The 20,188-nt window shown below is 40.9% G+C and carries 18 protein-coding genes; 12 read left to right on the forward strand and 6 right to left on the reverse strand.

All coding sequences use genetic code 11. The features are described from left to right. Window positions 1-83: 83 nt before the first annotated feature. From AX677_RS04935 to AX677_RS04975, 9 genes are all read left to right on the forward strand, one after another. A complete protein-coding gene (locus AX677_RS04935) occupies window positions 84-908 on the forward strand; it encodes an alpha/beta hydrolase (protein WP_002906563.1) in 825 nt (274 codons plus the stop codon). A gap of 32 nt (window positions 909-940) precedes the next feature. Further along, window positions 941-1,681, forward strand: a complete 741-nt coding sequence (locus AX677_RS04940) for an esterase family protein (RefSeq protein ID WP_002915194.1) — start codon at window positions 941-943, stop codon at window positions 1,679-1,681. A 12-nt stretch (window positions 1,682-1,693) separates the two neighbouring features. After that, the gene (locus AX677_RS04945; protein WP_002909733.1) at window positions 1,694-2,860 is read left to right on the forward strand and encodes an acetyl-CoA carboxylase biotin carboxylase subunit family protein; all 1,167 of its coding nucleotides are present in this window, start codon (window positions 1,694-1,696) and stop codon (window positions 2,858-2,860) included. A gap of 222 nt (window positions 2,861-3,082) precedes the next feature. Then, window positions 3,083-4,051, forward strand: a complete 969-nt coding sequence (locus AX677_RS04950) for a thiamine pyrophosphate-dependent dehydrogenase E1 component subunit alpha (protein ID WP_002933752.1) — start codon at window positions 3,083-3,085, stop codon at window positions 4,049-4,051. A gap of 18 nt (window positions 4,052-4,069) precedes the next feature. Beyond that, window positions 4,070-5,062, forward strand: coding sequence for an alpha-ketoacid dehydrogenase subunit beta (locus AX677_RS04955; protein WP_060976363.1), 993 nt, complete (start codon window positions 4,070-4,072; stop codon window positions 5,060-5,062). A gap of 339 nt (window positions 5,063-5,401) precedes the next feature. Continuing rightward, complete coding sequence (locus AX677_RS04960) at window positions 5,402-6,445, forward strand: dihydrolipoamide acetyltransferase (protein ID WP_060976364.1); 1,044 nt, start codon at window positions 5,402-5,404, stop codon at window positions 6,443-6,445. 78 nt (window positions 6,446-6,523) lie between these two features. Further along, window positions 6,524-8,227: a dihydrolipoyl dehydrogenase gene (lpdA, locus tag AX677_RS04965; RefSeq protein WP_060976365.1), complete on the forward strand. Its 1,704-nt coding sequence runs from the start codon at window positions 6,524-6,526 to the stop codon at window positions 8,225-8,227. 66 nt (window positions 8,228-8,293) lie between these two features. Next, complete coding sequence (locus AX677_RS04970) at window positions 8,294-9,283, forward strand: lipoate--protein ligase (RefSeq protein ID WP_060976366.1); 990 nt, start codon at window positions 8,294-8,296, stop codon at window positions 9,281-9,283. A 160-nt stretch (window positions 9,284-9,443) separates the two neighbouring features. After that, window positions 9,444-10,082: a hypothetical protein gene (locus AX677_RS04975; RefSeq protein ID WP_060976367.1), complete on the forward strand. Its 639-nt coding sequence runs from the start codon at window positions 9,444-9,446 to the stop codon at window positions 10,080-10,082. Window positions 10,083-10,163: 81 nt separating this feature from the next. Here AX677_RS04975 and xerS read toward each other — a convergent pair whose 3' ends face one another. Next, window positions 10,164-11,234 carry a tyrosine recombinase XerS gene (gene xerS / locus AX677_RS04980; protein WP_060976368.1) on the reverse strand — a complete coding sequence of 357 codons (1,071 nt, stop codon included), beginning with the start codon at window positions 11,232-11,234 and terminating at the stop codon, window positions 10,164-10,166. 421 nt (window positions 11,235-11,655) lie between these two features. Between xerS and AX677_RS04985 the strand changes: the two genes are divergently transcribed. Beyond that, window positions 11,656-13,311 carry an AAA family ATPase gene (locus tag AX677_RS04985; RefSeq protein ID WP_060976369.1) on the forward strand — a complete coding sequence of 552 codons (1,656 nt, stop codon included), beginning with the start codon at window positions 11,656-11,658 and terminating at the stop codon, window positions 13,309-13,311. A gap of 36 nt (window positions 13,312-13,347) precedes the next feature. Then, entirely contained in the window at window positions 13,348-14,202 is an 855-nt protein-coding gene (locus AX677_RS04990; RefSeq protein WP_060976370.1) for a DNA adenine methylase, read from the forward strand. Window positions 14,203-14,355: 153 nt separating this feature from the next. On the opposite strand, the gene AX677_RS04995 is transcribed toward AX677_RS04990, so the two are convergent. The 5 genes from AX677_RS04995 to AX677_RS05015 all read right to left on the reverse strand — a co-directional run bounded on the left by AX677_RS04995 (window position 14,356) and on the right by AX677_RS05015 (window position 18,230). Then, entirely contained in the window at window positions 14,356-15,180 is an 825-nt protein-coding gene (locus AX677_RS04995; RefSeq protein WP_060976371.1) for an alpha/beta hydrolase, read from the reverse strand. A 77-nt stretch (window positions 15,181-15,257) separates the two neighbouring features. Next, window positions 15,258-16,799 (reverse strand): signal recognition particle protein, encoded by a 1,542-nt coding sequence (gene ffh, locus AX677_RS05000; RefSeq protein WP_060976372.1) that lies wholly within the window; start codon window positions 16,797-16,799, stop codon window positions 15,258-15,260. Between the two features lie 28 nt (window positions 16,800-16,827). Beyond that, window positions 16,828-17,043: a hypothetical protein gene (locus AX677_RS05005; RefSeq protein WP_060976415.1), complete on the reverse strand. Its 216-nt coding sequence runs from the start codon at window positions 17,041-17,043 to the stop codon at window positions 16,828-16,830. 2 nt (window positions 17,044-17,045) lie between these two features. Further along, window positions 17,046-17,378, reverse strand: coding sequence for a putative DNA-binding protein (locus AX677_RS05010; RefSeq protein ID WP_032907526.1), 333 nt, complete (start codon window positions 17,376-17,378; stop codon window positions 17,046-17,048). A gap of 153 nt (window positions 17,379-17,531) precedes the next feature. Next, on the reverse strand, window positions 17,532-18,230 hold the full coding sequence (locus tag AX677_RS05015; RefSeq protein ID WP_060976373.1) for a GntR family transcriptional regulator: 699 nt from the start codon (window positions 18,228-18,230) through the stop codon (window positions 17,532-17,534). A gap of 323 nt (window positions 18,231-18,553) precedes the next feature. Here AX677_RS05015 and guaA point away from each other — a divergent pair, with 323 nt between their 5' ends. Beyond that, the gene (guaA, locus tag AX677_RS05020) at window positions 18,554-20,116 is read left to right on the forward strand and encodes a glutamine-hydrolyzing GMP synthase (protein ID WP_060976374.1); all 1,563 of its coding nucleotides are present in this window, start codon (window positions 18,554-18,556) and stop codon (window positions 20,114-20,116) included. Window positions 20,117-20,188 lie beyond the last annotated feature (72 nt).

Genomic DNA, 20,188 nt, shown 5'->3' on the forward strand with positions numbered 1-20,188 from the left:
CAAAAAGTTAGGAAATCCCTAACTTTTTTGCTTAATTTGTGATATAATAAATAAAAATTTTGAAAATAGAAAGTTTTCTGAAAATGAATAAATCCTATTTTTACCTTGAAATGAAAACACATGAGTTAGTTGTTCCTTATACCAAGCAGAAACGCCGTGTCCGCGTATTACTTCCAAAGAACTATAGTCAGGATACAAACAAGACCTATCCGGTCGTTTATTTTCATGACGGACAAAATGTTCTTTATAGCAAGGAATCTTTCAGCGGCCATTCGTGGAAGGTTATTCCGACAATCAAGCGTAATCCAGATATTGAAAAAATGATTGTCGTGGCTATTGATAACGATGGTCAACGGCGGATGAATGAGTATTCAGCTTGGAAGTTCCAAGAGTCCAATATTCCTGGTATTCAGTTTGGCGGCAAGGGAACGGAGTATGCGGAGTTTGTTATGGAAGTCGTCAAGCCTTTCATTGACCAGCATTATCGGACAAAGTCGGATCGGCTGCATACGGCTATGATTGGCTCCTCTCTTGGGGGAAATATCAGCCAGTTTATCGGTGTTGAATACCAAGATCAGATTGGCTGTCTGGGCATCTTTTCATCAGCAAATTGGCTGCATCAGGAAGCCTTTGACCGTTATATTGAGAGAAAAAAACTTCAGGCTGACCAGCGAGTTTTCATTTATGTTGGGACAGAAGAGGCTGATGATACGGATAAGACATTGATGGCTGGCAACATCAAGCAGGCCTATATTGATTCATCGCTCAGCTATTTCCGACAGTTACTTGTATCTGGGGTAGATTTGGCAAATATTCAGATTAAGATCCAGTCTGGAGCTATTCATAATGAAATCGCTTGGGCAGAGCACTTGCCAGACTGTTTCCGTTTTATCAGCGAGAAATGGTAATCTAGTCAAACAGTGAGAAAGAGGTGGAAACTATGCATGTAGAATTTTTAAGTCATTGGAGCGGCAATCTAGGCCGTGAAATGTATGTCAATCGCTATGGCCATGCTGGGCTCCCGATTATAGTCTTCGCATCATCAGGCGGCAGCCATAATGAGTATGCTGATTTTGGCATGATTGAAGCCTGTGCAGGTTTTATTGAGGCTGGTAAAGTCCAGTTTTTCACTCTCAGCAGCGTTGATAGCGAGAGTTGGTTGGCGGACTGGAAGCACCCACACGACCGAGCAGAAATGCATCGTGCCTATGAGCGTTATGTCATTGAAGAGGCGATTCCTTTCGTCAAGCATAAGACAGGTTGGTTTGACCCTATGATGACGACAGGCTGCTCCATGGGAGCTTATCATGCTGTTAATTTCTTCCTGCAGCATCCAGATGTTTTCAATAAAGTGATTGCCCTCAGTGGTGTCTATGATGCACGTTTCTTTGTTGGTGACAATTTGAATGACGAAGTCATTTATCAAAACTCTCCAGCAGACTATATCTGGAATCAAAATGATGGCTGGTTTATTGACCGCTATCGACAGGCCGATATTATCGTTTGTACTGGCTTGGGTGACTGGGAGCAGGATGGCCTGCCTTCCTTCTACACGCTGAAAGAAGCTTTTGAGCATAAGAATATTCCAGCTTGGTTTGCCGAATGGGGTCATGATGTTTCCCATGACTGGATTTGGTGGCGTAAGCAAATGCCTTATTTCCTCAATGAACTCAATCTTTAAAGGAGGTTTCCTATGAATTATATCGTTATTTCTCCCTATTATCCACAAAATTTTCAGCAGTTTACAGTGGAGCTGGCTAACAAAGGAATCACTGTTCTGGGAATCGGTCAGGAGCCTTATGACCAGCTAGACCAGCCTTTGAAGGATTCATTGACTGAATACTTTAGAGTAGAAAATCTTGAAAATCTTGACGAAGTAAAAAGAGCGGTGGCCTTTCTCTTCTACAAGCATGGACCTATCGATCGGATTGAGTCACATAATGAATACTGGCTAGAACTGGACGCTGAGTTGCGTGAGCAATTCAATGTCTTTGGAGCGAAGCCAAAAGACTTGAAAAAGACCAAGTTCAAATCAGAAATGAAGAAACTCTTTAAAAAAGCAGGCGTTCCAGTCGTACCTGGTCAGATTGTCAATACAGAAGCAGGCGCTGATTTGGCTGTCAAGAAACTTGGTCTGCCTTTGATTGCCAAGCCTGATAATGGAGTGGGGGCAGCTGCGACCTTTAAATTGGAAACAGCAGAAGATGTTGAACGTTTCAAGCAAGAATGGGATCATCAGACAGCTTATTTCTTTGAAAAGTTTGTCCAGTCTGGCGAAATCTGTACTTTTGACGGTTTGGTAGATAAGGACGGTCAGATCGTCTTTTCGACCACCTTTGACTATGCTCATACACCGCTGGATTTGATGATCTATAAGATGGACAATTCCTACTACGTTCTTAAGGATATGGATCCAAAACTGCGTGCTTATGGAGAAGCGATTGTCAAAACCTTCGGCATGAAAGAACGCTTTTTCCATATTGAGTTCTTCCGCGAAGGTGATGATTATGTAGCCATTGAGTACAATAACCGTCCAGCTGGCGGCTTTACCATTGATGTCTATAATTTCGCCCACTCAATCGATCTTTACAGAGGCTATGCAGCGATTGTAGCAGGAGAGCCTTTCCCAGCTGCTCACATGGAGCCACTGTATTGTTTGGCAACCTCGCGCCGTGCATCGACAAACTATGCTTACCCTGAGGCTGACTTGCTGGAGAAATACAGAGATAATTTCAAGGTTAAAAAAGACATGCCAGCCGCTTTTGCAGAGCTGCAAGGTGACTACCTCTATATGCTAACAACACCAAGCCGTGAGCAGATGGAGCAGATGATTGCAGATTTTGCTAAACAGGCGGACTAATCAAAAGCATGCTCTGCTATTATTTTCGTATAACAGTTTCAAAGTAGTAAAAACTACTCTAGCACAAAAAGTTTGTGAAATTTCTATTTTGGCATCGAAAACCAGTTTATCCAATGGATTGACTGGTTTTTCTTTGTGAAATGCAAGTGAGCAAAAGTTTTGACAGTGCTTACAGCTTTAGATAGAATTAAGTAGAAGAATTATGCTTAGAAAGGCAAAAAAATGGCAACTTTAGATAAAGATCTTTTATTAGAGATGTTCCGTAAGATGGAAGAAATCCGTCGCATGGACTTAAAAATTGCTCAACTTGTAAAAAAAGGAAAGGTTCCTGGGATGACTCACTTCTCGGTAGGTGAGGAAGCAGCCAATGTCGGTGCTATGCTGGCCTTGAATGAGGATGATTTACTGACTTCTAACCACCGGGGGCATGGTCAAGCTATCGCTAAAGGAATCAACCTCAACGAAATGATGGCTGAAATCCTAGGGAAATACACTGGAACCTGTAAAGGAAAAGGCGGTTCTATGCACATTGCTGACCTAGATGCTGGAAACCTTGGTGCCAATGGTATCGTAGGTGGCGGCATGGGAATCGCTGTCGGAGCAGCTCTGACCCAGCAAATGCAGAAGACAGGTAAGATTGTTGTCTGCTTTTTTGGTGACGGGGCTACCAACGAAGGCGTCTTCCACGAAGCGGTCAATATGGCTTCCATCTGGAATCTACCCGTTATTTTCTATTGTATCAATAACGGCTATGGCATTTCTGCTGACATCAAGAAAATGACCAATGTAGAGCACATCCACGAGCGCAGCGCAGCTTATGGCATTCCAGGTATGTTCATCGAAGATGGAAATAATGTTCTGGATGTTTATGAAGGCTTCCAAAAAGCTGTAGAGCATGTTCGCAGCGGTAAAGGACCTGTCTTGATTGAGAGCGTCACTTATCGTTGGTTGGGACATTCATCTTCTGACCCAGGTAAATACCGTACTCGTGAAGAAGTAGAAGAATGGAAGAAAAAAGATCCAATCGAAAATCTTCGTAAATACTTGCTGGAAAACAAGATTGCAAGCGAGGAAGAGCTAGAAGCTGTCCAAGCTGGAGTCAAAGAAGCAGTAGAAGCATCTGTGAAGTTTGCAGAAGAAAGCCCATTCCCACCGCTTGAATCTGCCTTTGAAGATATTTACGCAGACTAAAGAGAGGAGAAAAAGAAAATGGAAACTAAAACTATGTCTTTTCGTGACACCATTATCCTCGCTATGTCTGAGGAAATGCGTCGCGATGAAAATGTACTCTTGATGGGAGAAGATGTCGGAGTCTTTGGTGGAGATTTCGGAACATCTGTTGGTATGCTGGAAGAGTTCGGTCCAAAGCGTGTACGTGACTGTCCGATTTCGGAAGCAGCTATTTCTGGAGCAGCAGCTGGAGCAGCTATGACAGGGCTGCGTCCAATCGTAGACATGACCTTTATGGACTTCTCTGTAATTGCCATGGATGCTATTGTAAATCAAGCCGCTAAAACGCGCTATATGTTTGGCGGAAAAGGACAAGTACCAATGACTGTCCGCTGTGCAGCAGGTAATGGAGTTGGCTCAGCGGCTCAGCACTCGCAGTCTTTGGAATCTTGGTTTACCCACATTCCAGGTCTTAAGGTTGTGGCACCGGGAACTCCAGCTGACATGAAGGGACTTCTCAAAGCCTCTATTCGAGACAACAACCCAGTTATTATCCTGGAATACAAGTCTGAATTTAACCAAAAAGGCGAAGTGCCACTGGATCCTGAGTATGTAATCCCTCTTGGCGTGGGTGAAATCAAAAAAGAAGGTACTGATGTAACAGTTGTTACTTACGGAAAAATGCTTCGCCGTGTCATGCAGGCGGCTGAAGAATTGGCAGAAGAAGGCATCTCTGTAGAAGTGGTTGACCCACGTACATTGGTGCCGCTTGATAAGGATATTATCATCAACTCTGTTAAGAAGACTGGAAAGGTCGTTTTGGTTAATGATGCCCACAAAACTAGCGGTTTCATTGGTGAAATTTCAGCGATTATTTCTGAGTCAGAAGCATTTGACTATCTAGATGCGCCAATCCGCCGTTGTGCAGGTGAAGATGTGCCAATGCCTTATGCACAAAACTTGGAAAATGCGATGATTCCGACCGTTGAAAGCATCAAAGACGCTATTCGGAAGACATATCATAAAGAATAAGGTATAATAAAGAAAAAGGCTTTCTTATGAGTTAGATTACATAAATTATTTTATGTAATCTAATCTTGTGTAGAGGGTCAAAAAGTCTTAGAATTTTACTAATTGCAGAAAATCGTTATTCGGTTGAGTATTAGTAAGTCTACTAGGTTGGTCGCAGATAGCGGCAACCGTAGTAACTTGAGATACGTTTCGTATCCAAGTTACTGCAGAGTTGAACATGGGCTAAAGTCTGTGTGAAAAAGATAAACTTTTCTAGAAACGAAAATTTCTTCGTTAAGTTTTCTATTTTCACTTTGATTTTTTTACGCCCTTAGTATCATAATTAGAATTGGAGAGGTCATGGCTGATGATAAGCTAAGAGCGACTCCTGCAGCTAGAAAGTTAGCGGATGATATGGGAATCAACCTCTATGATGTTTCTGGCTCAGGCGCAAACGGTCGTGTCCACAAAGAAGACGTGGAAACTTATAAAGATACAAATGTGGTGCGCATTTCACCACTGGCAAAACGAATTGCCCAAGAACATAATATTGCTTGGCAAGAGATTCAAGGAACTGGCCATCGTGGCAAGATTATGAAGAAGGATGTTCTTGCCTTCTTGCCTGAGAATGTTGAGAGCGATACAATCAAATCTCCTGCTCAAATCGAAAAAGTGGAAGAAGTGCCTGATAATGTCACTCCTTACGGTGAAATTGAGCGTATTCCAATGACGCCAATGCGGAAGGTTATCGCTCAGCGGATGGTAGAATCTTACCTGACGGCGCCAACATTCACCCTTAACTATGATGTTGATATGACAGAAATGCTGGCCTTGCGTAAAAAAGTATTAGATCCAATCATGGAAGCCACTAGCAAGAAAGTAACTGTCACTGACCTGCTTTCGCTGGCTGTTGTGAAGACACTGATGAAGCATCCTTACCTCAACTCGACCTTGACAGAGGATGGCAAGACCATTATCACACACAACTATGTCAACCTTTCAATGGCAGTCGGTATGGATAATGGCCTGATGACACCAGTTGTCTACAATGCAGAAAAAATGAGCCTATCAGAGCTTGTAGTAGCCTTTAAAGATGTAATCGGACGTACCTTGGAAGGAAAGTTGGCTCCAAGCGAGTTGCAAAACTCAACCTTCACAATCAGTAACTTAGGTATGTTTGGCGTTCAGTCCTTTGGGCCAATCATCAACCAGCCAAACTCTGCTATCTTGGGTGTAAGCTCAACAGTGGAAAAACCTGTCGTTGTTAATGGCGAAATTGTTATCCGTCCAATTATGAGTCTTGGCTTGACCATTGACCACCGTGTAGTTGACGGAATGGCTGGAGCTAAGTTTATGAAGGACTTGAAGGCTTTGATTGAAGATCCGATTTCAATGTTGGTATAAGATTTTCTTTGCTAGTTTAAAAAGTAAAGAAACGAAACACTCAGCAAGTGAAAAACTAAATTAGAAAAGGAAAGAAAAATGGCTTTAGAAGTAATTATGCCAAAAGCCGGCGTAGATATGACCGAAGGGCAAATTGTCCAATGGAATAAGAAAGTCGGCGAATTTGTCAAAGAAGGGGAAATCCTTCTGGAAATCATGACTGACAAGGTCAGCATGGAATTGGAAGCTGAAGAAGACGGCTATCTGATTGCCATTCTCAAAGGTGACGGAGAAACTGTTCCAGTAACGGAAATCATCGGTTACTTGGGAGAAGAAGGGGAAAATATCCCAACAGCTGGAACAGCAGCACCAGAAGCTAGCCCAGCACCTGCAGCTAGTGCTTCAAACGATGATGATAAGAGTGATGATGCTTACGATATCGTTGTTATCGGTGGCGGACCTGCTGGTTATGTAGCGGCTATCAAAGCAGCCCAGCTAGGTGGCAAGATTGCCTTGGTTGAGAAGTCTGAGCTAGGCGGAACCTGCTTGAACCGTGGCTGTATTCCTACCAAGACTTACTTGCACAATGCGGAAATCATTGAAAGCCTTGGTCACGCTGCTAATCGCGGTATCATCATCGAAAATCCTAGCTTCTCAGTGGACATGGACAAGGTTCTAGAAACTAAAAACAAGGTTGTTAATACGCTTGTTGGCGGTGTTGCTGGCCTTCTTCGCAGCTATGGCGTAGATGTTCATAAGGGAATTGGTACCATTACTAAAGACAAGAATGTTCTTGTAAACGGCAGCGAGCTGCTAGAAACGAAGAAGATTATCTTGGCTGGTGGTTCAAAAGTCAGCAAAATCAATGTCCCAGGTATGGAATCATCTCTCGTTATGACCAGTGATGATATTCTAGAAATGAACGAAGTGCCAGAAAATCTGGTAATTATCGGCGGTGGTGTTGTCGGTATTGAGCTCGGCCAAGCCTTCATGACATTTGGCTCAAAAGTCACTGTTATCGAAATGATGGACCGTATCGTACCTGCTATGGATGCGGAAGTTTCTAAAAACCTTCGCCTCATCTTGGAGCGCAAGGGTATGACAATTCTAACTGAAACCAAGTTGGAAGAAATCATCGAAGAAAACGGCAAACTCCGTATCAAGGTTGAAGGAAAAGAAGATATTCTAGCAGATAAGGCCCTTCTTTCTATCGGACGTGTACCAGACTTAGAAGGTATTGGTGAGGTCGAGTTCGAATTGGATCGCGGTCGTATCAAGGTCAATGAGTACATGGAAACTTCTGTTCCAGGTATTTACGCACCAGGAGATATCAATGGTACTAAGATGCTGGCTCATGCAGCCTTCCGTATGGGTGAAGTCGCTGCTGAAAATGCTCTGAAAGGTAATCACCATGTTGCCAAACTCAACCTGACGCCTGCAGCTATCTACACCCTTCCGGAAGTAGCAGCAGTTGGTTTGACAGAAGAGCAAGCTCGTGAGAAATACGATGTAGCAATTGGTAAGTTCAACTTCGCTGCTAACGGCCGTGCTATCGCTTCAGATGCAGCTCAAGGCTTCGTTAAAGTCATCGCTGACAAGAAGTATGGTGAAGTCCTCGGTGTTCATATCATTGGTCCTGCGGCTGCAGAATTGATCAACGAAGCATCAACCATCATCGAAATGGAAATCACCGTAGAAGAAATGCTTAAGACCATTCACGGTCACCCAACCTTCTCAGAAGTTATGTACGAAGCATTTGCGGATGTACTGGGATTGGCAGTTCACTCACCTAAGAAAAAATAATTTAAAAGATAGATTAGACTGGACATAAAACATTGTTCCAGTCTCTATCGTATAAAGAGGTAGCTTATGAAATACATTGTTAACTACTCAAATGATACAGCTTTTAATATTGCTCTGGAAGAATATGCTTTCAAACATCTCTTAGATGAGGATGAAATTTTCCTGCTCTGGATTAACAAACCTTCTATCATCGTGGGGCGCCACCAAAACACTATTGAAGAGATAAACCGTGATTATGTTCGTGAGCATGGCATTGAGGTCGTACGTCGTATCAGCGGCGGTGGAGCTGTTTATCATGATCTAAACAACCTCAACTACACCATTATCTCCAAGGAAAGCGAAGATCGTGCCTTTGACTTCAAGAGCTTTTCTACGCCGGTTATCAACACCTTAGCAGAACTTGGGGTAAAGGCTGAATTCACTGGCCGTAATGACCTAGAGATTGATGGCAAGAAGTTCTGTGGCAATGCGCAGGCCTATATCAATGGCCGTATCATGCACCACGGCTGCCTGCTCTTTGATGTTGATCTGTCTGTCTTGGCCAATGCACTTAAGGTTTCTAAAGACAAGTTCGAATCAAAAGGCGTGAAATCCGTCCGTGCACGCGTGACAAATATCGTCAATGAATTGCCAAAAAAGATTACTGTCGAAGTATTCCGCGACCTGCTTCTGGACTATATGAAGAAAGAATACCCAGAAATGACAGAATATGTCTTCTCCGAGAAAGAACTGGAAGAAATCAAGCAAATCAGAGATAGCAAGTTTGGAACTTGGGACTGGAACTACGGTAAATCGCCTGAATACAATGTGCGCCGTGGGACCAAGTTTACCAGCGGTAAGGTAGAAATCTTTGCCAATATTGCTGAATCCAAGATTCATGATATTAAAATCTATGGGGACTTCTTTGGCATTGAAGACGTAGCAGCAGTAGAAGATGTGCTGCGCGGCGTTAAATACGAACGCGAAGATGTGCTCAAGGCCCTTGAAACGATTGATATCAGCCGTTACTTTGCTGGAATCAGCAGAGAAGAGATTGCTGAAGCTATCGTCGGTTAAATGATGATATAAATGAAACCAAACTCTTCGGAGTTTGGTTTTTCAAGTATAATATTTCAAATCAACAACATTCTTACGTTTCCTTAACCAGCTAGTTTTCTCTAGGCTTTATCTACTAGATATGATAAAATGATAGGGAATTAGAGAAAGGGGTGCCTTGATGCAAAAAGTCCCAGTAGAAAGCCTTGGTCTGTTTGAGCAGTTGGACCGTACAGTTGTAGCTTTTCAGAAGAAAAAACCATCTCCTAATCCAGACAATTTTTATGTTAGCATATCTGAAGAAGATTATGATAAAAAGAAAGAAGAATTTGAAAAATCAGGCTATCAAGCCGTGAAATTACCGCTTGGCATGGCGTTAGATAATGTTATTCAGAAACCTTCTTTCCAAAACCTAGTCATTGGTGGGCTCTACATGGTAGATGTCTTCATTCCCAAGGAAGACCTGATGCCCTTGAAGGACCTTGTCGATAGCTTTTGCATCATGTTTGCAGCAGCTAATAATAGAATAGAGAATATCAAGGCTTACGATCTGATGAAGAGTAAAACGGTCTATTTTATCGGAAAACTCTTCACGGACAATCCTCTGCCAGGCGATGAAATTAGCTTCGAAGCATTGAATAGAGAGACAGCAGAAGGCTCCTACGAAACGGTCAAATGCTTCCTGACTAGAGAAAGTGCTGAAAAGTACAACTCTAAAAATCGACCTGTCACAGCAGCAAATCTAGAACATCTCAAGCATTTCTGGGGCAAACCGCTGATTGTCGAGCCGCACCGGAACTATTGGATTGAATTTTTATAAGAAAAAGAGCGAAGCATCTAAAATAGATTTTTCGCTCTTTTGTTGTCATTCTTATATTTGCATATTTTAAATTATGTAATATTATAATTTGTCCAAAGCGTTCTTTTGTTCATCGTTGACAATGTGGGTATAGAGGTCAGTAACTTGTGTACTAGCATGCCCCAGCTGGTGACTGACGAGAACTTGAGATTTAGTTGCATCATACAAACGTGTAGCAAGTGTATGGCGGAGTTTGTGAGGTGTCACTCGCACCTTGAAGTCTTCAGAATACTTGGCCACCATTTTTTCGACACTGGAAGCGTCGATTCGATTAGGAGTGCCACGGTATTCAGTCAAAAAGAAAGCTGTATCTGTCTTTTCCGCCTTGTATCGTTTGCTTCGAATGTTCAGATACTCTTCTAAATAGTGTTTAGCAAAAGCAGCAACATTAACAGAGTCCCTTTTTCCGCCTTTTCTAGTCACTTCAATGACCATCATCTTTAGATTGATGTCTTTCAGATCCAGATTAACAGCTTCAGACAGACGAACACCAGAGGCTAACAGCAAGGCAATGATGGCTAAATCTCGTTCTTTGTTCTTGTTAAAAGAAGACAGAGCGCGATTAGAGAGCTTCTTAGGGTACTCCGTATCAATATACTGGAGGAATTCTTCTGTCTCATCCCCTAAAAAGAGCTTCTGCTTAATATTCTCTGCACGAGCAGCCAGAGTTTCCTTTTTCTTCCTAGTAGCAACCTTTTTCATTACATTTCGATAGAAGTAGGGCTCACCCTGCTCGTTTTCCACTTCCTCAGTCAAATACTTGTAGAGGCTGGACAAAGCCGAAAGAGTCCGGTTAATGGTTGTCTGGGAAACACCATTTTGAGTTGTATTAGCATTGAGAAGCGGTCGCTCCCGCAAATACAGAATGAAGGCCTCCATGTCTTTCTTGGTCATATTTTCCAAGACCGAGAGAGGAATCTCAGCAATATGCGAAGCATCTGTGATACCGGATTCCAGCACCCAATTAAAAAAGCGATCATATTCTTTGAGATATTCGTATAAGGTTGTAAAACTATAAGGCACCGCCAGCTTAGACTGGTAGTATTCCAGAATGTACCAGGGCATAGTGGCCTTGAGTTTATCAATTCTTTCTAATAACAGTTCACGTCTCATCACATTTCTCCGTTTTTTCTATAATGGTAGTATAGCATATCTAGATATATTTTTCAAGAAAATTATAGTTTTTCGGAAAGATGTCAGAGGGATGAAATATCATTCTATTCTATTTTAAAAGTTAATACAGAATAGAATGATCGCCGATTTGAAACATTGCATTCTAACAACTATCATTTTTATTGGTTTTATATATTTATTTGCAAGATATGAGGATTTATGATAGAATATTTGAGGAAGTATTGGAGTGGAGGATTATTGCTCAATATGTCGCGATGTCTCGTTGAAAAACACTGTCTATGTGTACAATAGCTTCTGTGAGTTCGAATCCAATGTTTTCCGTAATCAAAATATTGTGTGGACTACATCTTGGGATGGAGTCTTTTCAATATATAATAATATTGAGGAAATATCATTAAATATGAAAAGAATAGAATTTATCCAATATAGAAAACTTAAAAACTTAAAAATAGACTTTGATGATAATATTAACATCATAGCAGGGACAAATGGAACTTGTAAATCGTCTATACTTCATTTGATAAGTAACTCTCATCAAAAAGTATCTAATTCATCAAAAAATCCTGTTTTACCAACTATTCAAAAGATTAATAAAATATTCAATCCTAAGATTGAGGCATTAGCCCGAGGGGATAAAAAATATAATGATCCCGCTCCTGGAGTAGCTGGCACACTCTATACCGCAGTTTATGAAAACTTTTCTTTAGATTTCAGAAGACACAATAGTAAAACTAAAAATAATCATGATCGCTTTGCAATTAAGCCTAAATACACTAGAGGTTCCTCTGATAGACTTCCTGAAATTCCAATTATCTATTTAGGAACGTTTAGACTATATTCGTATGGTGAATGGGATGGCGAAAGTAAGTTTAAAAATATTATTAGTAAGTTGCAAGACAAATATCTTGATGAATTAAGTGAGCTCTATAAGAAGTTTACTGGATATGAAATTCATTTTGATGGTAAATTGAATAATTTCGGTGGCATTAGATCTAAGACAGAGTTCTCGACAAATACCGAGGGAATTGATTCAAATACAATCTCTGCTGGAGAAGATAATTTACTAACAATATTAACATCATTAGTTTCTCTAAAAGCATGCTATGAAAATATAAATTCTAATGAAAATAATTCTGTAGAAAGTATATTGCTAATTGATGAACTAGATGCTTCTTTACATCCAGAATTTCAGATCAAATTGATAAATGAGTTCAAAGAGTATTCAAATGAATACAAAATTCAAATTTTTTTCACTACTCATAGTTTTTCACTAATTGACTATTCCCTTGATAAAAAAATTGGTAAATTGATTTATCTAACTGATCAAGTTGATCATGTTGATTTATTATCTAATATTAATAAGTACTCAATTAATGCACTATTACAAAATAATCTCGTGCAAAATATTTACGGAAACACTCTGATTCCAGTATTATTGGAAGATGATGAGGCAAAAGATTTTTTCAACAATCTACTTCAATCATATCAAGAGAGCCATAACATTATGATAAGCCCCTTCTTCCATATTGTAGATGCAAAGCTACCCTCTGAAGCAATAAAAGCATTGGCTACAGATAGATATGCTAAACAGTCAAGTATCAGAACTATATCCATAGTTGATGGAGATCAGACTTTAGATCCCAAATCTTTAAATCATAACTTACTCAGCCTTCCTGGAAAATCATCTCCCGAGGAACTCATTTTTTATTATCTGAAAGAGAACTTAGTAAATGACGACGACTTTTGGAAAAAATATGACCTTATTGAAAGCGGTTATACTAAAAAGTATGTTAAAGATAAAATCCTTTCACAATTAGCTGAATTAGAAAATAAACTAAAATTACCTGGTTCACATCATGGCGATAGACGAGAAGGAAATAAGAAGATTTATCAAAGTGATTCTGTTTTTTGGAACTATGTTATGAAATATTGGGTTGATAACAATGAACAAGAAGTAAATGAATTCTTTCAAAAATTAAACATATGTTTCCATAAAACTGCTCCATTTTATAACATTGATCAATCAAAATGGCCATTAACCCCCAATCCAAAATAGAATCATGATTACTTTAGAAAGAGAGTGGCGAAACAAATGAGAAGCATTAGTCCGTTACGCTATCCTGGTGGAAAAACACAAGTATATGAATTTGTTAGAGAACTTATTGAATTGAATGGATCAACAACATATATTGAACCTTATATGGGAGGAATGGGGATTGCTTTAAAGTTGCTCTTGAATAACAACGTACAAAAAATTATGGTAAATGACTACGATAAAGCTATTTATGCATTCTGGTACTCTGTTTTAAATTATACAGATCACCTTATTAACTTAATTGAAACAACTCCGATTACGATTGAAGAATGGAAAAAACAGAGAATTATACAACAAAATAAAGATGTATCTGAAGATCTACTTGAGTTAGGGTTCTCAACTTTATTTCTTAATCGAACAAATCGCTCAGGAATCATAAAAGCTGGTGTTATAGGCGGTCTCCAACAGAATGGCGATTATAAACTTGATTGTCGTTTTAATAAAGATAAAATTATTGAAAAAATTAAATTAATAGCTTCTGTGAAAGGCAGAATTAAGCTATATAATATGGATGCTGAAACATTTATTCGACTAAATATTACTAAAACAAAAGATTCCTTCACATTTTTTGATCCTCCTTATTACACCAAAGGTCCTGGTCTTTATACAAATTTTTATAAACACGAAAACCACCTTAGTTTATCTAACACTATAAAAAACCACCTAAAGAATAAAAGCTGGATTCTTACATATGATCTTGCCCCTGAAATTTTTCAAATGTATAATACTTTCCGTAACGAAAAATACTATCTAAATTATTCAGTAACAAAGTCCAGTAAAGGAATAGAATACATATTCTATTCGGAAAATTTAATTATCCCTCAAAGAACAAGGTATTTAAAGAAAGCCTAGGAGCCTTTTACATTTTTAGGTAAATAATCCCCTCCCAGCGTAGTTCATCTATACAAATGGTTTTTTAATCCAATATCACCAGCCAGCGTCGGTCTTTAGGCGCTGGTTTTTATACTTTCTTTTTACAAACGATAATAACTTTAGATTAGCATATTAGCAGTTTCTAGTGTGAGATGAATTAAACAAAAACTCCCTAATCAAATCAACTACCTGTTCATTTTGCGGCAAGGAAGAATGATGCGCGTCCTTGCCTACGATGACGACCTCTCTGTGTGAAGCAATCTTTTCTTTGTAAATCAAGTTCCCAGCCTCTACACTACTTTTATGGACAATTCCGTCACCATCTCGGAAAAAGATTCCCAAAATTGATAAATGCTGCAGCTTCTTAGGCAGTTTTTCCTGATTGGCTACAAAGTCATCTAGCATCGGGACTCGATGATTGAGATTTTTCTTGTTTAGATTATAAGGACTGCCAATAGTCAGGAGCTTTTCCATCTTCAACCCAGAATGGTTTGCCAGGTATTGCTGTAGGAATACTGTATAAACCAGACCACCGTTAGAATGCCCCAACGCTTTGAAGCTGTTAAAAGAATACTTCTCTCGCAAGACAGTCAAAGCAACATCAAACATTGCTGCTTGCTGCTTGATGTTTTCATAACCATCGCGATTATTTTGAAAGCCAACCACAAAAATAGGATTTCTGTCCTTGCGCTTCAAATGCCCTCGGTAAGTCAGGTGTCCGTCATTCCAGACTTTAATACGGACCAGACTATGACTCGGATGTTGATTGCGATTGAGTTTTTTAACCATTCGATTAAAACGATTCTCAGTCGCCGAACTACCTGGAATCATGATAATAGGACGTATTTCGACCTTGCTGGCAGGAAGATGAGAAATAGGGTGGGAAGGCAGCTTATTTAATAAATTTTGAAAGGTTTTAGCAAGTCGATGAATCAATTGAGTCAAAAAAGGCTTCATTCTAGTCTCCGTATCTGAATCTGATATTTCCAAAAACAAGCCACATAAAACTTAGTTATGCGACTTGTTTTTTGTTATTACTTCCGCTTCTTCTTGTTTTTCTTCATTTGCTTGGCCATTTTGTTCATGCTGCGGCGCATTAGAAACTCTCCGGCCTTGCCCTTGAGTCCGCCGCCGAACATTTGGCTCATATCAGGCATACCGCCTTGGCCCATCATGCCTTCCAGAGCCGACATATCAGGCATTCCTCCGCCACCAGGCATGTTCTTAGGCATATTGTTTGGATTGAGGCCCATTTGCTTCATCATCTTGCTCATATCGCCTGACAGAACGCCTTGCATCATCTGCTTAGCTTGATTGAAGTCTTTGATAAATTTATTAACATCGACGAAACTGTTACCCGAACCATTAGCAATCCGACGGCGGCGGCTAGGACTCAGCAAGTCAGGATTTTCCCGCTCAGCTGGTGTCATAGAGGATACGATGGCGCGCTTGCGAGCAATTTCTTTCTCATCCACTTTGATATTCTTGAGAGCAGGATTATTGGCCATACCTGGAATCAGCTTGAGCAAGTCTTCCATAGGTCCCATGCCTTGTACCTGATCCAGCTGATCAATGAAGTCATTGAAATCAAAGGTGTTTTCTCGCATCTTTTCAGCCATTTCAAGCGATTTTTTCTCATCGTATTCCTGAGAGGCTTTTTCGATCAAAGTCAGCATGTCCCCCATGCCCAAAATCCGGCTGGACATGCGGTCTGGGTGGAAGGTTTCGATATCAGTGATTTTTTCACCGGTACCAGTAAATTTAATAGGCTTACCAGTAATCTGACGGACAGACAGGGCTGCACCACCACGGGTATCGCCATCAATCTTAGTCAAGATAACCCCAGTCACTTCCAATTGGCTGTTAAATTCTCGAGCGACATTAGCCGCTTCCTGACCAATCATGGCATCGACAATCAAGAGGATTTCATTCGGATTAGCCAGCGCTTTGACATCCGACAGCTCCTGCATGAGCTTTTCGTCAATCTGAAGACGCCCAGCCGTATCAATCAGGACATAGTCATTGTGGTTAGCCTTGGCTTGCTCCAAACCTTGACGGACAATCTCAACAGCTGGAACTTCCGTACCTAAAGCAAAAACAGGTACATCAATTTGCTGTCCAAGTGTTTTCAGCTGATCAATTGCCGCTGGACGGTAAATATCCGCCGCAATCATGAGCGGACGAGCATTTTCTTCTTTCTTGAGCTTATTAGCAAGCTTACCAGCAAAGGTGGTCTTACCAGCCCCTTGCAGACCAACCATCATGATAATAGTCGGAATCTTTGGTGACTTGATAATCTCAGCAGTATCAGAGCCCAGGATAGTTGTCAGTTCTTCGTCAACGATCTTGATGATTTGTTGCGCTGGATTGAGGGTGTCGATAACCTCATGACCGACAGCCCGCTCACGAACTTTCTTGATAAAGTCTTTGACAACTGGCAGGGCAACGTCGGCTTCTAAGAGGGCCAGACGAATCTCTTTGGTCGCTTCTTGGACATCACTATCTGAGATTTTACCTTTTCTGCGCAGATTTTTAAAGACGTTCTGCAAACGTTCCGTTAAACTTTCAAATGCCATTTTTTATTTCTCCTAGTTTCTATTTCAATCAATTCAGTGGAAATTTTCCAAAACGGGTTAAAGAAGCAAATTCCTCAGAAGAGACTTCTTTCATAATCTCATTTGGGTAACCCCAGCAGCTGAAGCCTTCTTGCATTGCCTTAGAAAGATCATCAGGGGAGATGATTTGTACCCTGGCAGGAAAAGGTTCTTCCGACTCCAACAACCAGCAAGACATTCCCTTGTAGATTACTTGTTTAGCCATGGTCACTCTCGATTGTCAATACCCGACAGAATCCCGATCTGCTCCTGCAGATAGCTGTCGTCAGGGTATTTCTCTGTAATCTGGTCAAATATCTGACTTCTAACAATATAGTCCGAGTACATGTGCAGCTTTTTCTCATAGTCTTCCAGAATCTTCTCCGTCCGTTTAATATTATCATAAACGGCCTGACGGCTAACACCAAACTCCTCAGCAATCTCAGCCAGACTGTAGTCATCCGCATAATAGAGCTCGATATAGTTCATCTGCTTGTCAGTCAAAAGCGCTGCATAAAACTCAAAGAGAGCATTCATTCGGTTTGTTTTTTCAATTTCCATAAGAAACATTATACCAGAAAAGCATGATAAACTCTAGTCTGACAAGGGAAATAAACACTCGAAATATGAGATTGCAAAAGGTCAATCAGCTTTTTCTGCCGAGTAAAAGACAAGTTAAAAACTCTTAGTGATAACCAAGAGTTTTGCAAAGAATTAATTGTTTTCCAAATAAAATTCAAAACGATCGCCGACATACTGGCTTTTTACATATTCAAAAGCTGTACCATCGTCAAAGTAAGAAATCTGAGTCAGTCCTAAGATGGCATGGCCGCGGGGAATATCGAGGTAATTGGCGATTTTTTCCTTAGCCAGCCGAGCATAAATAGTCTGCTGGGACTTGCCGATCTTATAGCCATGTTCCTGCAAGGTCTGGAAGAAATGACTGGTCACCTCTTCTTTTTTAAAATTCTTAATGAACTTCTCTGGAATTGAAGCCACCTCGTAGACCACCGGCAAATCGTCAGCGTAGCGAACCCGCTCCATCCGAATGACATTTTCTGTCTTATGGATGCCTAGCTTTTCCACTTCCTGCTCACTCGGCAGAGTGCGTCGATAAGAAATGAGCTGACTGGACGGCATTTTGCCTTGTGCTTTCATGATTTCCGTGAAGCTAGTGGTGCCGCGCATTTTCTCCTGAACGCGTGTGCTGGCTACAAAGGTTCCACTACCGACCCGACGCTCCAGCACTCCCTCCTCAACCAAGAGCGTGATGGCTTGACGCAGCGTCATACGGCTGACCTTAAAGGTTTCAGCTAGATCTCGCTCGCTGGGCAGGCGTTCCCCAATCTCCCAAACGGCATCGTCAATGTCTTTCTTAATCTGATCATGAATTTTGATATATGCGGGTAACATGTCGGCTCTTCTTTCTTATTTGGTACCTTCCTTTATTTTAGTACCAAATACTTCAAATGTCAAACTAAATATTGAAGAGCGGAGGCTTTTCTCACGAATTCAGTTGTTTTGTCAAAAAAGATCAACATTTTAAGAGCTTGTTTATTTAATTTTAGTCAGAGATAGCACTGGCGTCCATGGCAAGTCGGTCTAAACAAACGATAATAGCAAACTAAAGTCTCATATTCGTTTTTTCATCACACTTACTCCTTATTACCTTGGAAAAATTCCTTTTTTGTGATAAAATGAGGGGAAAAGATTACTTCTTTTAAGAAAGGGAACAGATGACTACTAGAACTGAATTGCAAGATGTTGAAAAGATCATCGTGCTTGATTACGGAAGCCAGTACAACCAGCTGATTTCACGCCGCATTCGTGAAATCGGTGTTTTTTCTGAGCTCAAGAGCCACAAGATTACTGCTGACGAAGTCCGTGCTATCCAACCTGTCGGTATTATCCTTTCCGGCGGTCCGAATTCTGTATATGAAGACGGCTCTTTTGATATTGACCCGGAAATCTTTGAGTTGGAAATCCCGATTTTGGGAATCTGCTATGGTATGCAGCTTTTGACTCACAAGCTGGGCGGCAAGGTTGTCCCTGCTGGTCATGCTGGAAATCGTGAATATGGTCAGTCGACTCTGTCACATACTGCTAATTCCAGCCTTTTCATCGGTACGCCTGAAAGCCAGTTAGTTCTTATGAGCCACGGAGATGCAGTAACAGAAATTCCTGCTGACTTTGTCCGTACTGGTACTTCTACTGACTGTCCTTTTGCAGCCATTGAAAATCCAACTAAGAAAATCTACGGCATTCAGTTCCACCCTGAGGTTCGTCATTCAGAGTTTGGTTATGATATCCTGCGCAACTTTGCTCTGAATATTTGTGGAGCTAAAGGCGACTGGTCTATGGATAACTTCATTGACATGGAAATTCAAAAAATCCGCCAAACCGTTGGTGACAAGAAGGTGCTGTTGGGACTTTCTGGCGGCGTAGACTCTTCTGTTGTCGGTGTTCTCTTGCAGAAAGCAATCGGCGATCAACTAATCTGTATCTTTGTGGATCATGGTCTTTTGCGTAAAGGCGAAGCAGATCAGGTCATGGATATGCTGGGTGGCAAATTTGGTTTAAATATCATTAAGGCAGATGCTGCTAAACGTTTCCTTGATAAACTAGCTGGTGTCTCAGATCCAGAGCAAAAACGTAAAATCATCGGAAACGAGTTTGTTTATGTCTTTGATGACGAAGCCAGCAAACTAAAAGATGTAAAATTCTTGGCTCAAGGAACGCTCTATACAGACGTTATCGAATCTGGTACCGACACTGCTCAGACTATCAAGTCTCACCATAATGTTGGCGGACTGCCGGAAGACATGCAGTTTGAGCTGATTGAGCCGTTGAACACACTTTATAAAGATGAAGTTCGTGCTTTGGGTACAGAGCTTGGTATGCCTGATGAAATTGTCTGGCGCCAGCCATTCCCAGGACCAGGACTTGCTATTCGCGTTATGGGAGAAATCACTGAGGAAAAATTGGAAACAGTTCGCGAATCTGATGCTATTCTCCGCGAAGAAATCGCCAAAGCTGGTCTTGACCGCGACATCTGGCAATACTTTACTGTTAATACAGGTGTCCGATCTGTTGGTGTCATGGGCGACGGCCGAACTTACGACTACACAATTGCGATTCGCGCTATCACTTCTATCGATGGTATGACAGCTGACTTTGCCAAGATTCCTTGGGATATTCTGCAAAAGATTTCTGTTCGTATTGTAAACGAGGTGGATCATGTCAACCGCATCGTCTACGATATCACCAGCAAACCACCTGCAACTGTAGAGTGGGAGTAACAAACAAATCTTATTTTAAATGATAACTGTAAAAACAAACAAGGCTAGGACTAAAATGTCCTAGCCTTGTTT

The organism is Streptococcus sp. CCH8-C6 (assembly GCF_001557225.1).
GTDB classification, from domain to species: domain Bacteria; phylum Bacillota; class Bacilli; order Lactobacillales; family Streptococcaceae; genus Streptococcus; species Streptococcus sanguinis_C.

Coding starts and splice junctions, on each gene's coding strand:
- AX677_RS04970 (WP_060976366.1), top strand. CDS start 8,294: ATGAAATACATTGTTAACTACTCAAATGATACAGCTTTTAATATTGCT.
- AX677_RS04955 (WP_060976363.1), top strand. CDS start 4,070: ATGGAAACTAAAACTATGTCTTTTCGTGACACCATTATCCTCGCTATG.
- AX677_RS04990 (WP_060976370.1), top strand. CDS start 13,348: ATGAGAAGCATTAGTCCGTTACGCTATCCTGGTGGAAAAACACAAGTA.
- AX677_RS04975 (WP_060976367.1), top strand. CDS start 9,444: ATGCAAAAAGTCCCAGTAGAAAGCCTTGGTCTGTTTGAGCAGTTGGAC.
- ffh (WP_060976372.1), bottom strand. CDS start 16,799: ATGGCATTTGAAAGTTTAACGGAACGTTTGCAGAACGTCTTTAAAAAT.
- AX677_RS04960 (WP_060976364.1), top strand. CDS start 5,402: ATGGCTGATGATAAGCTAAGAGCGACTCCTGCAGCTAGAAAGTTAGCG.
- lpdA (WP_060976365.1), top strand. CDS start 6,524: ATGGCTTTAGAAGTAATTATGCCAAAAGCCGGCGTAGATATGACCGAA.
- AX677_RS04940 (WP_002915194.1), top strand. CDS start 941: ATGCATGTAGAATTTTTAAGTCATTGGAGCGGCAATCTAGGCCGTGAA.
- AX677_RS05005 (WP_060976415.1), bottom strand. CDS start 17,043: ATGGCTAAACAAGTAATCTACAAGGGAATGTCTTGCTGGTTGTTGGAG.
- AX677_RS04995 (WP_060976371.1), bottom strand. CDS start 15,180: ATGAAGCCTTTTTTGACTCAATTGATTCATCGACTTGCTAAAACCTTT.
- guaA (WP_060976374.1), top strand. CDS start 18,554: ATGACTACTAGAACTGAATTGCAAGATGTTGAAAAGATCATCGTGCTT.
- AX677_RS04950 (WP_002933752.1), top strand. CDS start 3,083: ATGGCAACTTTAGATAAAGATCTTTTATTAGAGATGTTCCGTAAGATG.
- AX677_RS05015 (WP_060976373.1), bottom strand. CDS start 18,230: ATGTTACCCGCATATATCAAAATTCATGATCAGATTAAGAAAGACATT.
- AX677_RS05010 (WP_032907526.1), bottom strand. CDS start 17,378: ATGGAAATTGAAAAAACAAACCGAATGAATGCTCTCTTTGAGTTTTAT.
- AX677_RS04945 (WP_002909733.1), top strand. CDS start 1,694: ATGAATTATATCGTTATTTCTCCCTATTATCCACAAAATTTTCAGCAG.
- AX677_RS04985 (WP_060976369.1), top strand. CDS start 11,656: ATGAAAAGAATAGAATTTATCCAATATAGAAAACTTAAAAACTTAAAA.
- xerS (WP_060976368.1), bottom strand. CDS start 11,234: ATGAGACGTGAACTGTTATTAGAAAGAATTGATAAACTCAAGGCCACT.
- AX677_RS04935 (WP_002906563.1), top strand. CDS start 84: ATGAATAAATCCTATTTTTACCTTGAAATGAAAACACATGAGTTAGTT.